The organism is Streptomyces sp. NBC_01224 (assembly GCF_036002945.1).
Lineage (GTDB): Bacteria > Actinomycetota > Actinomycetes > Streptomycetales > Streptomycetaceae > Streptomyces.
Map to the genome: position 1 here is coordinate 3,716,026 of NZ_CP108529.1, position 11,984 is coordinate 3,728,009.

At 71.1% G+C, this 11,984-nt stretch carries 16 protein-coding genes; 3 read left to right on the forward strand and 13 right to left on the reverse strand.

The genetic code is table 11. The features are described from left to right. Nucleotides 1–2: 2 nt before the first annotated feature. Nucleotides 3–368, reverse strand: coding sequence for a hypothetical protein (locus tag OG609_RS16075; RefSeq protein ID WP_327273466.1), 366 nt, complete (start codon nucleotides 366–368; stop codon nucleotides 3–5). A 53-nt stretch (nucleotides 369–421) separates the two neighbouring features. Beyond that, nucleotides 422–1,087 carry a hypothetical protein gene (locus OG609_RS16080; RefSeq protein WP_327273467.1) on the reverse strand — a complete coding sequence of 222 codons (666 nt, stop codon included), beginning with the start codon at nucleotides 1,085–1,087 and terminating at the stop codon, nucleotides 422–424. Nucleotides 1,088–1,183: 96 nt separating this feature from the next. Between OG609_RS16080 and OG609_RS16085 the strand changes: the two genes are divergently transcribed. Continuing rightward, entirely contained in the window at nucleotides 1,184–1,804 is a 621-nt protein-coding gene (locus OG609_RS16085) for a class I SAM-dependent methyltransferase (RefSeq protein ID WP_327273468.1), read from the forward strand. 19 nt (nucleotides 1,805–1,823) lie between these two features. On the opposite strand, the gene OG609_RS16090 is transcribed toward OG609_RS16085, so the two are convergent. From OG609_RS16090 to OG609_RS16105, 4 genes are all read right to left on the reverse strand, one after another. Then, entirely contained in the window at nucleotides 1,824–2,288 is a 465-nt protein-coding gene (locus OG609_RS16090) for a VOC family protein (RefSeq protein ID WP_327273469.1), read from the reverse strand. A 77-nt stretch (nucleotides 2,289–2,365) separates the two neighbouring features. Further along, complete coding sequence (locus OG609_RS16095; protein WP_442817970.1) at nucleotides 2,366–3,637, reverse strand: RNA polymerase sigma factor; 1,272 nt, start codon at nucleotides 3,635–3,637, stop codon at nucleotides 2,366–2,368. A gap of 41 nt (nucleotides 3,638–3,678) precedes the next feature. After that, nucleotides 3,679–4,044: a YciI family protein gene (locus tag OG609_RS16100; RefSeq protein ID WP_266358684.1), complete on the reverse strand. Its 366-nt coding sequence runs from the start codon at nucleotides 4,042–4,044 to the stop codon at nucleotides 3,679–3,681. A gap of 41 nt (nucleotides 4,045–4,085) precedes the next feature. Next, complete coding sequence (locus OG609_RS16105; RefSeq protein ID WP_327278070.1) at nucleotides 4,086–5,534, reverse strand: MFS transporter; 1,449 nt, start codon at nucleotides 5,532–5,534, stop codon at nucleotides 4,086–4,088. A gap of 150 nt (nucleotides 5,535–5,684) precedes the next feature. Here OG609_RS16105 and OG609_RS16110 point away from each other — a divergent pair, with 150 nt between their 5' ends. Further along, nucleotides 5,685–6,392, forward strand: coding sequence for a TetR/AcrR family transcriptional regulator (locus tag OG609_RS16110; protein ID WP_327273471.1), 708 nt, complete (start codon nucleotides 5,685–5,687; stop codon nucleotides 6,390–6,392). Nucleotides 6,393–6,454: 62 nt separating this feature from the next. Here the strand turns inward: OG609_RS16110 and OG609_RS16115 are convergent, their stop codons facing one another. Genes OG609_RS16115 through tsaB form a run of 4 tightly spaced genes read right to left on the reverse strand, consistent with a single transcriptional unit; the run spans nucleotide 6,455 to nucleotide 9,016 of the window. Next, nucleotides 6,455–6,739: a hypothetical protein gene (locus OG609_RS16115; protein WP_327273472.1), complete on the reverse strand. Its 285-nt coding sequence runs from the start codon at nucleotides 6,737–6,739 to the stop codon at nucleotides 6,455–6,457. After that, complete coding sequence (gene tsaD / locus OG609_RS16120; protein ID WP_327273473.1) at nucleotides 6,736–7,836, reverse strand: tRNA (adenosine(37)-N6)-threonylcarbamoyltransferase complex transferase subunit TsaD; 1,101 nt, start codon at nucleotides 7,834–7,836, stop codon at nucleotides 6,736–6,738. Before tsaD ends, OG609_RS16115 begins: the two co-directional genes overlap by 4 nt. Beyond that, on the reverse strand, nucleotides 7,836–8,357 hold the full coding sequence (gene rimI / locus OG609_RS16125; protein ID WP_327273474.1) for a ribosomal protein S18-alanine N-acetyltransferase: 522 nt from the start codon (nucleotides 8,355–8,357) through the stop codon (nucleotides 7,836–7,838). Before rimI ends, tsaD begins: the two co-directional genes overlap by 1 nt. Then, nucleotides 8,354–9,016 carry a tRNA (adenosine(37)-N6)-threonylcarbamoyltransferase complex dimerization subunit type 1 TsaB gene (tsaB, locus tag OG609_RS16130; protein ID WP_327273475.1) on the reverse strand — a complete coding sequence of 221 codons (663 nt, stop codon included), beginning with the start codon at nucleotides 9,014–9,016 and terminating at the stop codon, nucleotides 8,354–8,356. Before tsaB ends, rimI begins: the two co-directional genes overlap by 4 nt. Nucleotides 9,017–9,185: 169 nt before the next feature. Here tsaB and OG609_RS16135 point away from each other — a divergent pair, with 169 nt between their 5' ends. Continuing rightward, nucleotides 9,186–9,728, forward strand: a complete 543-nt coding sequence (locus OG609_RS16135) for a hypothetical protein (RefSeq protein ID WP_327278071.1) — start codon at nucleotides 9,186–9,188, stop codon at nucleotides 9,726–9,728. Between the two features lie 91 nt (nucleotides 9,729–9,819). Here the strand turns inward: OG609_RS16135 and OG609_RS16140 are convergent, their stop codons facing one another. From OG609_RS16140 to OG609_RS16150, 3 genes are all read right to left on the reverse strand, one after another. Next, entirely contained in the window at nucleotides 9,820–10,002 is a 183-nt protein-coding gene (locus OG609_RS16140; RefSeq protein WP_327273476.1) for a hypothetical protein, read from the reverse strand. Between the two features lie 130 nt (nucleotides 10,003–10,132). After that, a complete protein-coding gene (gene tsaE / locus OG609_RS16145; RefSeq protein WP_327273477.1) occupies nucleotides 10,133–10,681 on the reverse strand; it encodes a tRNA (adenosine(37)-N6)-threonylcarbamoyltransferase complex ATPase subunit type 1 TsaE in 549 nt (182 codons plus the stop codon). After that, nucleotides 10,650–11,924: an alpha/beta fold hydrolase gene (locus OG609_RS16150; protein WP_327273478.1), complete on the reverse strand. Its 1,275-nt coding sequence runs from the start codon at nucleotides 11,922–11,924 to the stop codon at nucleotides 10,650–10,652. Before OG609_RS16150 ends, tsaE begins: the two co-directional genes overlap by 32 nt. Between the last annotated feature and the right edge of the window lie 60 nt (nucleotides 11,925–11,984).

Sequence of the window (11,984 nt, forward strand, 5' to 3'; positions counted from 1 at the left end):
CATCAGGCCAGGTCGGTCAGGTCCTCGGCGTACACCTGCGAGAGCGGCTGAGGACCCACGTACTGCTGGCAGTTGCACTGCCCCGACTCGAAGCGGACCGGCTTCTTGGAATCGTCCCAGGCGGTCGGCACCTCGACCCGCTCGTGGCACTTGCCCTGCTTGTCATGCTTGGCGAGATGGTGCGTGCAGCCGCAGACAGGCTCCGGCGGCTTGTGGGCCGCTTCGACGGCCAGCCGCTCCTGCTTGGCCGCCTCCAGCAGCTCCAGCTTGCGGGTGTGCCGGTTGCGCAGCGCGGTACGGACGTTGTCGACGGCCCATCCGAACCCGCCCGTCCAGAAGATGATGAGCACCCACCAGTACCACTCCATGTGACGCTCCTCCCCCTGCGTGACTCATGTATCCGGTCAGGATAGGTCCGGGGTCAGCGGTGCGCGCCGCCCCCGACGGAAAACAGCGGCTCCGGAGCGGGCGCTCCGATCAGTACCCGCAGCACCCAACGTCGGTGGGCGAACGCCTTGGTGGTGCCGATCAGTCCGACGATCCAGCCGGTCATCCCGAGTCCCATGACCAGGGCGACCAGGCCGTAGGCCCCCCGGCCCGCTTCGACGGTCGCCGGAACAGCGATGCACGCGTACAGCCCGAGTGCGCACAGCGCGAAGGACATCAGCAGCCAGACGAGGCTGACGCCCGGCATCCGCAGCCGCGCATCGCGCACCGGATCGCGGTCCAACCCGCCCCAGGCGGCGAGCAGTCGGCGGATGTGGCGGTCGCGGCGCAGACCGACGACGACGAGGATGATCGCGGGCACCATACAGCAGGCACCCATGCCGACGAGGATCACGCCGATCACGGTGCTGAAGATGTCGTACGACTCCTCGAACGTGACGATCGCCGAGCCCACCAGCGACCAGCCCACCGCACAGAGCGCTCCCCACAGCCACAGCACCGCCAGTCGCCCCGGTGAGACATGCATCTTCACCAACTCCCCGAGCACCACGGCCCGGTCGGCGAGCAGCGCCTCACGGTCGGGCCAGGCACGTATCTCCACGGGCGGTGGGGGCGGCGGCAGTTGTACGCGGCTGAACATGAGCCAGACCCTATCGACCGTGCGCCGCCTGTGGACGGCACGGTGCGTCGGGGCCGCCGGGGTGCCATGCTGGGAAGGGACACATGGAGGTTCGAGATGGGGTTCTATGTCGAGCGGATCGTGCCCCGGATCGCCGATGCCGTCGGCGGTACAGAGGCAGTCGAACCGCTGCGGCGGCGGGTCTGCGAGGGCCTGTACGGCGAGATCATCGAGATCGGGTTCGGTTCCGGGCACAACGTTCCGTTCTATCCGGACGCCGTCACCGACGTGGCCGCGGTCGAGCCGTCCGATCTCGGCTGGGAGCTGGCCCATGACCGTATCGACACGGGGCACACCCCGGTGCGGCGCGCCTGTCTGGACAGTCAGTACCTGCCGTTCGAGGACGACACCTTCGACGGTGCCCTGTCCACGTGGACGCTGTGCACCATCCCCGACGCCGATGCGGCGCTGCGCGAGGTGCGGCGGGTACTCAAACCCGGTGCGGCCCTGCACTTCCTGGAGCACGGGCTGGCGCCGGAGGAGGACGAGAACGTACGCCGCTGGCAACGCCGCCTCGATCCTCTGGAGCAGCGGCTCTTCGCCGGGTGCCATCTGACCCGGCGGATCGCCGACATGCTGACGGCCGCGGGGTTCACGATCATCGCTCTCGACGTGTTCTACGGGAAGGGCGCGCCGAAGTCGATGGGGGCCTACTCGCTGGGCGTCGCCGTGCGCTGACGGGGCCGGGAGGCGGGGTTCAGGCGTTGCGCAGCGCCTCGATGTCCAGCTTCCTCATGCCGAGCATCGCCTTCATCGCCCGCTCGGCCTTCGCCGGGTCCGGGTCGGACAGCGCCTCGCTCAGCCCCTGCGGAACGAGTTGCCAGGACAGACCGTACTTGTCCTTGAGCCAGCCGCACTGCCCCTCTTCGCCGCCCTCGGTGAGCCTGGACCACAGGGTGTCCACCTCTTCCTGCGACGCACAGTCCACGGACAGCGAGATCGCCTCGGTGAAGGGGAACTGCGGGCCGCCGTTGAGCGCGATGTACTCCTGGCCGGCCAGGAGGAAGTCGACCGTCATGACCTTGCCCGTCTCGCCGGGCGCCGCCTCGTTGTAGTACGTCGTGTTCAGTACCTTCGAGTCGCCGCCGAAGATGGAGATGTAGTGATTCGCGGCTTCCTCGGCCTGGTTGTCGAACCACAGGAAGGTCTTGATCTTCTGCATGGTCTGCTCCTGTCAGGTGGCGCGGAGTCGGATGGTGCCGAAGCTTGTTCGGGGTAGACCGGTCCGGCGCCCGGAACTCATCGCTCGGCGCGGCCCTGAAGTGCCGCGCGGTCCAGGAGCATCGCGCGTTCCCGTTCGTTCCGGGTCAGTCCGGCCGCCCGTACGAACTCCGCCCGCGCCTCGTCCGTACGGCCCGTCCTGGCCAGCAGATCGCCGCGGACGCTGGGCAGCAGGTGGTAGTCCTTGAGCGCCGGGTCGTCGGCCAGCGCGTCGACCAGGGCGAGACCGGCCGCCGGGCCCTGTGCCATCGAGACCGCCACGGCCCGGTTGAGCTCGACGACCGGAGACGGTGCGATGACGGCGAGGCGGTCGTAGAGGACGGCGATGGTCGTCCAGTCCGTGTCCTCGTACGTCACCGCCCGGGCGTGGCACGCGGCGATCGCGGCCTGCACGGCGTACGGGCCGAGCCCGGCGCCCTCCTCCGTCGCGGCCACGGCCCGCTCCAGGGCCGCGACACCGCGCCGGATCAGCAAGTGGTCCCAGCGGGCCCGGTTCTGGTCGGCGAGCAGCACCGGCGCGCGGTCCGGCCCGGTCCTGGCGGCGGTGCGCGAGGCCTGGAGTTCCAGCAGCGCGACCAGGCCGTGGACCTCGGGCTCCTGCTCCATCAGGCCCGCGAGCACCCGGGCCAGCCGCAGCGCGTCCTCGCACAGCGCCGGTCGCAGCCAGTCGTCGCCCGTGGTCGCCGCATACCCCTCGTTGAAGATCAGGTAGATGACTTCGAGCACGGAATCGAGGCGGGCGGCGCGCTCGGGTCCGTAGGGCACCTCGAAGGGGACGCCCTCCCGGCCCAGGGTCCGTTTCGCCCGGACGATGCGCTGGGCGACGGTCGGTTCGGGGGCCAGGAACGCGCGGGCGATCTCATCGGTGGTGAGCCCGCCGAGCAGCCGCAGGGTGAGGGCGATCCGGGCCGCGGTGGAGAGCACCGGATGGCAGGCGGTAAAGATCAGCCGGAGCAGGTCGTCGTCGATGTCGTCCGCTTCGGCGGGCTCGGGCGGCGGCACGTCCTCCAGGGCCCGCCCGACCTCGGCCAGCTTGCGCGCGTACGTCTCCTTGCGGCGTACGAGATCGATCGCGCGGTGTCTGGCGGTGGCCATGAGCCAGGCGCCCGGCCGGTCCGGGACACCTGACTCCGGCCACTGTTCCAGCGCGGCCACCAGGGCGTCCTGCGCGAGTTCCTCGGCGATGCCCACGTCCCGCACGATGCGGGTGACACCTGCGATGATCCGCGCGGACTCGATCCTGAAGACCGCTTCGACCGCCGTCCTCGCACTTGCTGCCGTCACGGTCACTCATCAGAGCAGCCGCGGTGGGAGGCGGCAAGCGCGACCGGTCAGAGGCCCGTGGCCTCGTCGATCTGGCGGACCTCGGAGGTGACGGTCCAGTTCGCCGGGTGGATCTGCAGGAACCGCTTGGTCCATTCCAGGGCTTCGGCCTTGTCCTTGGCCTGGAGGATGGCGTAGCCGCCGACGACCTCCTTGGTCTCGGTGAAGGGACCGTCGGTGCAGCTGAGCTTGCCGCCGGACCAGGTGACCCTCGTGCCCTGGGCGGTCGGGGTGAGCCCGGCCGTCTCCAGCATGACCCCGGCCTTGGTGATCTCCTCGAACAGGGCGCCCATGCGCTTCTCGAACTCGGGGCCCGGGTTCTCGGAGGGGAGGTTCTGCTCATCGATGCGGATCAGCGACATGAAGCGGGGCATGGTGACTCCTCGGTCGGAAGGGCGGGGTCCTTCCCCGCCTCTCACCCTTGCGTCGAACGGGAGGCGGCCGGATCGACAGCTCCACCGGAATTCTTCTGAGAATCTTCCGGAACGGCCACCGGGGCAGCCACCGGAGCGGTCCGTTCCAGTGCCGGGAGAAGCACCAGGGCCGCCAGCGCCGCCGCCGCGAGCAGCCCCGCGCAGACCCAGAACGCCGCCGCGTACCCCGCCGCCAGATCGGCCGGCCGGTCACCGTCGCCGGTGACCCGGGCGGCGACGGTGACCAGGACCGCGAGCCCCAGCGAGCCGCCGACCTGGCGGGCACTGTTCAGCAGCCCGGAGGCCATCCCCGTCTCGTCGGACGCGACGTCGGTCGTGGCCGCGGTGCCGAGCGGTACGAAGCACATCCCGATGCCGGTGCTGCAGACCAGGGACGGGCCGAGGACCGAGTACAGGAAGCTGCCGTCCGCCTGCGCCGTCGCCGCGAACCCGGCGAGGCCGAGCGCGGCAAGACCACCGCCCGCCGCCAGCAGCCGCCGGGTGCCGAGCGCCGCGATCGTACGGGTGGCGACGAGCGAGCCCGCGACGACGCCCACCGAGAACGGCACAAACGCGGCACCGGCGGCGGTCGGCCCGTAACCGAGCACCTGCTGCATGTAGAGCGAGGCGAAGTAGAACGCGGCGAACTGCCCCGAGCTCAGCAGCAGGCAGAAGAGATTCGCGGTCAGGACCGGCCTCCCCTTCAGCAGACCGAGACGCAGCAGTGGAGTCCCGGCCCGCAGCTCGACAGCGGCGAAGGCGACCAGCAGGAGCACGGCGGCACCGAGCGTGCTCAGCGTCTGTGCCGACCCCCATGGGTGGCTCGATGTGCGTACGAGCCCGAGGACCAGCAGGGCTGCACCGGCGGTTGCCAGCAGCGCTCCGGCCACATCGAGCCGGGCGCCGGTCCGGGCGGGACGGCTCTCCAGCCCGGAGCGTACGGCTCCCACCAGCGCGAACACCACGATCGGCACATTCACCAGCATCACCGCACGCCAGCTCGCCGCATCGGTGAGCACCCCGCCGGCGAGCACGCCCACCGCTCCGCCCGCCGCACCCGCCATGCCCCACAGCCCCAGGGCACGGGAGCGGGCGGGCCCGGCCGGGAAGGCGATGGCGATCAGGGCGAAGGCGACCGGGGCGAGCGCGGCCGCGCCGATCCCCTGCACCGCCCGTGCGGCGATCAGCCCACCGGGCGACCATGCGAGTCCCCCGGCCAGGCTCGCCACGCCGAAGAGCACCAGGCCCGCCGTCAGGACCCGGCCGCTGCCGATCAGGTCGGCGAGACGCCCGCCGAGCATCAACAGCCCGCCGAACGCCAGCGCATAGGCGTTCACCACCCAGAGGAGCCCCTCCGGGGTGAAGCCGAGATCGCGGCGCATGTCCGGCAGCGCGACGTTCACCACGGACATGTCCAACGCCACCATGAACTGCACGATGAGAGCCACCATCAGCAGCCAACGCACTTGTCGTGACTGGTCGTTCACGACTTCCCCTTCCCTCGCGGTCGCTCGGTCGAGCCATTACTATACGCGTATAGAAATTAGCTGCGAGGGGATCGGGGAAGAGGCGGACGCGTTGGAACGGGAGACAATGCCCGGGTGTCAGGGACAGAAAAGGCATCAGGAACAGCGAAGAAGCAGACGGCGGCGAAACGGTCCGTCGGGCGGCCGCGCAGGCTCGACCCGGACGCGATGGTCGCCGTCGCGCGCCGCATCATCGAGGAAGAGGGCCTGGACGCCCTGAGCATGCGGCGGGTGGCGAAGGAGCTCGGCTCCACGCCGATGGCGCTGTACCACTATGTGCAGGACAAGGACGAGCTGCTGATGCTCACCCTGTCGGGCACCGCGGCCGCCTTCCCGCGCCCCGAACTGCCCGAGGACCCGCGCGAGCGGCTGCTCGCGGTGGCGGTGCACATGCACGGCATACTGGCGCAAATCCCCTGGGTGCTGGACATCCTGGCGCTGGGCGAGCTCACCGACAAGAACGCGCTGTGGATGGTCGAGGAGATCATCGGCTCCGCGCTCGCCTGCGGTCTCTCCCCCGCCCAGGCGGTACGCGCGTACCGGACGATCTGGAGTTACGTCTACGGCGACCTGGTCTTCCGCAGGGCGGCCGAGCGCCGCGCGGAGAACCCGCCGGGCAGGCGGTACTTCCCCGAGATGATCAACGAGGAGGACGCGGCCGCGCTGCCCCGGCTGACGGAGGTCAGGGACCGGTGGCGCGAGTACGCAGCCGACTACGAAGTGGCGGAGGAACTCGACGCGATCATCGAGGGGCTGATCAGCCGAGGAACTTCCCGGGGCTAGGGTTTCCCCGGGGCCGGGGACTTCCCGGGGGCTGGAGATTCCCCCGGACTCTGCGGCTCGACTCAGCCGAGGGACCCGACGGCCCCCACGGACTCGAAACGCCAGCGGTGCACCGGACGAGTGATCAGCTCGGGGTCCGGTTCGGGGAGCTCGGGCAGCTCGTCGCCGTACGCCCCCTCCCACCAGGTGATGACCAGGACCCGGTCCTGCGGGGCGCGCAGCAGCTCGCGGCGCAGTGGCTCGCGGGCCAGCTCGGCCGACCGGGCGCGCGCCCACTCCAGGAGTTCGGAACCCCTGCCGTCGACGGCGCGGGCCTCCCACATCAGCGCAACGGTCGTACCGCTCATGAGTAGAGGTTGTCCTTGCTGATCTCGTGCACATGGTCGTGGTCGTGCGCGTGGGCACCGGGAACGTGGGTGTCGGTCACCGGCAGCGACGAGTCCGCGGACAGCTCCAGGTCCGACGCCGGCCTGCCCCGGGCCACCATCTCCGCGCCCAGCGCCGCGACCATCGCCCCGTTGTCCGTGCACAGCCCCGGCCGCGGCACCCGCAGCCGGATGCCGGCCCGCTCGCACCGTTCCTCGGCCAGCGCCCGCAGCCGTGAGTTGGCCGCGACACCGCCGCCGATCATCAGGTGGTCGACGCCCTCGTCCTTGCAGGCCCGGACGGCCTTTCGGGTGAGCACATCCACCACGGCCTCCTGGAAGGACGCGGCCACATCCCGTACCGGCACCTCTTCGCCCGCCGCGCGCTTGGCCTCGATCCAGCGGGCCACCGAGGTCTTCAGACCGGAGAAGGAGAAGTCGTACGCGGGGTCGCGCGAGCCGCTCAGACCGCGCGGGAACGCGATCGCCTTCGGGTCGCCCTCCTTCGCCAGCCGGTCGATGACCGGACCGCCGGGGAAGCCGAGGTCCAGCACCCGGGCGATCTTGTCGAAGGCCTCGCCCGCCGCGTCGTCGATGGTCGCGCCCAGCGGCCGTACGTCATTGGTGATGTCCGGCGCGAGCAGCAGCGAGGAGTGGCCGCCGCTGACCAGCAGCGCCATCGTCGGCTCGGGCAGCGGGCCGTGCTCCAGCTGGTCGACGCAGATGTGGGAGGCGAGGTGGTTGACCCCGTAGAGCGGCTTGTTCAGCGCGTACGCGTACGCCTTCGCCGCCGAGACACCGACGAGCAGCGCGCCCGCGAGCCCGGGACCCGCGGTGACGGAGATGCCGTCGAGGTCGCGGGCGCTGATCCCGGCGTCCTTCAGGGCGCGCTCGATGGTGGGGACCATCGCCTCCAGGTGCGCGCGGGAGGCGATCTCGGGGACGACGCCGCCGAAGCGGGCGTGCGTGTCGACGCTGGACGCGACGGCGTCGGCGAGCAGCGTCGTACCGCGGACGATGCCGACGCCGGTCTCGTCGCAGGAGGTCTCGATGCCGAGTACGAGCGGTTCGTCAGCCATCAGTCAGTCTCTGTTTCCTGTACGAGCTCTTGTACGTGATCGTGTTCGTGTACGTGGAGGCGCATGACGAGTGCGTCGATGTTGCCCGGCTGGTAGTAGCCGCGTCGGAAGCCGATCGGTTCGAAGCCGAAGCGTTCGTACAGCTTCTGCGCCCGGGTGTTGTCGACGCGGACTTCGAGCAGCACCTCGGCGCACTCGAAGGCCGTGGCATGCTTCAGCAGATCGTTGAGGAGTTCGGAGCCGAGGCCGCCGCCCCAGTGGTCGCGGGTGACACCGATCGTCTGCACATCGGCGAGGTCACCGGCCGCGGCGAGCCCTGCGTAGCCGACGACCCGGCCGGTGACGGGGTCCTCGGCGACGACGTAGCGGCGGGTGGCCTGCGGGCCGCGGGAGTGCGCCAGCTCGGACCAGAACATGCCGGCCGACCAGGCGTCGTCCGGAAACAGCTCGTGTTCGAGCTCCAGCACCGGATCGATGTCCCACCAGCGCATCTCGCGCAGTACGGCAGTCGTGGTCGTCACTTCGGGGTGACCACCTTGTAGTTCTTCGGGACCTGGGCGTCGGGCCTGCGGAGGTAGAGCGGCTGCGGCGGCAGCAGCTCCGCGCCCGCGGCGAGACGTTCGGCGGCGAGGGCTGCCAGCGCACCCGCGGAGACGTGCTCGGGGCCCCGGGCGTCCGGGAACGCCTCGGGGTAGAGCACCGCGCCCGCCCCGACGACGGGAAGTCCGGCGAGCTGCTCGGCGATGTCGGCGGGCCGGTCGACAGCGGGCTCCGTGGCACGCGTACGGAAGTCGTCGTACCTCGCCCAGTAGACCTCCTTGCGGCGGGCGTCCGTCGCGACGGCGAACGGGCCTTCCTGGCCGCCCTGCCCGGCGGCGTACGCGAGACCGTCCAGGGTGCACAGCCCGTGCACGGGTACGGAGAGCGCGGAGCCAAAGGTCGCGGCCGTGACCAGGCCGACCCGCAGCCCGGTGTACGGTCCGGGCCCGACGCCCACGACCACGTCGGTCACGGCGTCGAGTTTCACCCCGGCCTCGGCGAGGACCCGGTCGACGGCGGGCAGCAGCAGCTCCCCGTGCCTTCGGGCGTCGACCCGACCGGACTCGGCGACGACGGAGGTCCCGTCGTGAAGGGCGACGGTGACGGCGGGGGTGGCGGTATCCACGGCGAGCAAGAGCACGCAAACAGCCTACGGCTCCTCCGACCGGGCACGGCGTCCCGTACGGCGTCCTGGTACGACCGGCCCCGGCTGCTACCGTCACCGTGTACACGCGGGTACGACGTAAACGCTTGTAGTACATACGGAAGCGAAAGGGGCGCGCACGGTGGCTAGGGGCAGCTCGGGAATCGTGGCCGGGCTCACTGTGGCGGCTCTCGCCGCGGTCGGTTTCCTGGCCTACCAGGCATCGGCGAACGCCCCCGACACCGTCGCCGCCCCCAAGCCGAAGGCTTCCAGCAGCGCCCCCGCCGCCGGCCACGACAAGCCGAAGGCCAAGAAGCCTCCGGCCGCGCTCCCTGCCGTCTCCGGTTCCGGGAAGCGTGTGGTGTACGCCCTGGAGGACCGTCAGGTGTGGCTCGTCGACGAGGCCGGGAAGGTGACCCGGACCTTCGAGGTCATGCCGAGCACGCTGAGTCCGCAGCCCGGCACGTACCAGGTGGTTACGCCGCGACAGGGGCCGGCCACCAGGGGCTCGGACGGCGTGACGATCGAGCACGTGGTGCGGTTCGCGATGGCGGACGGCGTGGCCGTGGGATTCAGCGCGGCAGTGGACGGCTCGATGGAGAGCCCGGACCCGTCGCTGAAGACGGGCGGCGTGCGAATGTCCCGGGCCGACGGGGATGCGATGTGGAAGTTCGCGACGGTGCGCACGAAGGTCGTCGTCCTCCCGTAGCCGGCAGGCCACGGTGTCCTCGGTCGCCGGGACAGGCTTGAAATTCCACCCACACGGTTTGCGTACCCAGCACCGCGTGCCGCCCATCCGTTCAGCCTGCCCGGCGCTCCAGGGCGGACTCGGCGTGGTCGGCGTCGGAGGGCGGGGCAACGGCCGGGGCCCGGTCCGTGGACGGCGGTGGCGGCGTCGAGACCGCCGTGGCCGCAGCGCAAGCCGCCAGCAGGTCTCTCATCGATGGCGGCGGCGGCACTTCACGTTCGGCGGGCGTCGTCATGGATGCCTCCTGAGGCTCCGATGGAAGGCGTGGTTAGGTAGACCTAACCCGCTCTCGCCATCCATGTGACCACGCCCGCCCCGCCCGGCGCAACAATTTGCCGACACACTGTCGGAAAGCACACCCGTGCTCAGCCCTCCAGCGTCTCTCGCGCCCCCCGCAGCCCCGCCCAGCGCGCCCCGATCCCCACCAGCGTCACCGAGCGCCGTTCATCGTCCGTGTCGCCGACCGCGCGGTGGATCAGCACCTGCAGCCGGTCCTCCGACAGTTCCTCGACCTTGCCGTCGCCCCATTCCACGACCACCACCGACTCCGGCAGCGACACATCGAGGTCCAGGTCCTCCATCTCGTCCAGCCCGCCGCCGAGGCGGTACGCGTCGACGTGGACCAGCGCGGGACCGCCGGTCAGCGACGGGTGGACGCGAGCGATCACGAAGGTGGGAGAGGTGACGGCGCCGCGCACCCCGAGGCCCTCGCCGAGCCCACGGGTGAGCGTCGTCTTTCCGGCGCCGAGCTCACCGGTGAGCATCACGAGGTCGCCGGGGCGCAGTACACCCGCGATCCGGCGGCCGAGGGCCTGCATCTGTTCGGGGGACTCGACGGCGAGGCTCACGGTGACGGTGCCCGGCGCGGCGCCCTCGTCCACCTCAGCCGCCAGGCTGTTGTGCGGTGCTTCCATGCCCGCCAACGTTAGCCGCTGCCGGCACCGCCCCGACGCGGACCAGCAGGTCCGCCAGCCGGTCCGTCACCGTTTCCGGGTGTTCCAGCATCACCAGATGACCGGCGTCCGGGACGATGACCAGCTCCGCGTCCGGGAGATGGTCCGCGATGGCCTCGCTGTGCGAGCTGGGCGTCACCAGATCCTTGTCGCCCGCCAGGATCAGCACCGGGAGGTCACGGAAGGCGGGCAGGACGTGGCTCTTGTCGTGTTCGGTGAAGGCCGGGTAGAACTCGGCGACCACATCGATCGGGGTGGATTCGATGAGCCGCTCGGCGAACCGCTCGACCGCCGGGTCGACGTCCCGCGAACCGAACGAGTACCGCTTGATCAGCCCGGCGAAGAGATCGGCGGTCGCCCGCCGGCCCCGTTCCACCAGCTCGGCCTGGGAGCCGAGCGCCCTGAGCACCCCGGGCAGCACCCGCCGCACGGCGTTCACGCCCGCGATCGGCAGCCCGAAAGTGACCTCGCCGAGCTTTCCGCTCGATGTGCCGACGAAGGCGACGGCGGCGACCCGGTCCCGGATGAGCTGGGGGTACTGCTCGGCGAGCGCCATCATCGTCATGCCGCCCATCGAGTGCCCGACCAGCACCAGCCGCCCCTCCGGTGCGGCCGCGTCGATGACCGCCTTCAGATCGCGGCCGAGCTGGTCGATGCCGACCGTCACCCCGTCCGCCTGGGCCCGGCCCCGCTCGGAGCGGCCGTGGCTGCGCTGGTCCCAGTGGACGGTGCGGACCAGGCCGCGCAGCGCCGCCCGCTGGAAGTGCCAGGAGTCCTGGCTGAGGCAGTAGCCATGGCTGAAGACGACGGTGACGGGCGCGGGTGCCTTGCGGCCGAAGAGCCGGCGGCGGCGCGTACCGGCCCCCGTGGCGGTACCGGAGGCGCTGGTACCGCTCTCGTCGCCCCCGGCGGCCCCCGCACCGCCGTCCGGCTCGACCTCGTCGACCTCGTAGTACAGCTCGGTGCCGTCGTCGGCCGCGGCCCGGCCCGGCAGCCCGCGCAGCGAGCCGTACGGCCCCGAGGCGTCCAGCGCCAGCCTCGCCCTTCTGCGCATGCCACGGCCCACGGTCAGCCGCTCGACCGCGACACCGGCGGCCGCACCGGCCGCGATCACACCTATGGCGGCTCCGGCGATCCCTGCCCGGCGCCAGCCGACCGCCGTAGCGGCCGTCGTGACCGCGTCCCCCGCACCGATCTCGCTCACCGTGCCGCGCTCCTCGTCGGTCGTATCCGTCAGGTCAGGGCTGGCCTGTTCCGGCCGTGC

Excerpts from the sequence above, each read along its gene's own strand:
- OG609_RS16105 (WP_327278070.1), bottom strand. The coding sequence starts at position 5,534 with ATGGTGGCTCTCATCGTGCAGTTCATGGTGGCGTTGGACATGTCCGTG.
- OG609_RS16085 (WP_327273468.1), top strand. The coding sequence starts at position 1,184 with ATGGGGTTCTATGTCGAGCGGATCGTGCCCCGGATCGCCGATGCCGTC.
- tsaE (WP_327273477.1), bottom strand. The coding sequence starts at position 10,681 with ATGGAAGCACCGCACAACAGCCTGGCGGCTGAGGTGGACGAGGGCGCC.
- OG609_RS16090 (WP_327273469.1), bottom strand. The coding sequence starts at position 2,288 with ATGCAGAAGATCAAGACCTTCCTGTGGTTCGACAACCAGGCCGAGGAA.
- OG609_RS16100 (WP_266358684.1), bottom strand. The coding sequence starts at position 4,044 with ATGCCCCGCTTCATGTCGCTGATCCGCATCGATGAGCAGAACCTCCCC.
- OG609_RS16080 (WP_327273467.1), bottom strand. The coding sequence starts at position 1,087 with ATGTTCAGCCGCGTACAACTGCCGCCGCCCCCACCGCCCGTGGAGATA.
- OG609_RS16075 (WP_327273466.1), bottom strand. The coding sequence starts at position 368 with ATGGAGTGGTACTGGTGGGTGCTCATCATCTTCTGGACGGGCGGGTTC.
- OG609_RS16140 (WP_327273476.1), bottom strand. The coding sequence starts at position 10,002 with ATGACGACGCCCGCCGAACGTGAAGTGCCGCCGCCGCCATCGATGAGA.
- OG609_RS16115 (WP_327273472.1), bottom strand. The coding sequence starts at position 6,739 with ATGAGCGGTACGACCGTTGCGCTGATGTGGGAGGCCCGCGCCGTCGAC.
- tsaD (WP_327273473.1), bottom strand. The coding sequence starts at position 7,836 with ATGGCTGACGAACCGCTCGTACTCGGCATCGAGACCTCCTGCGACGAG.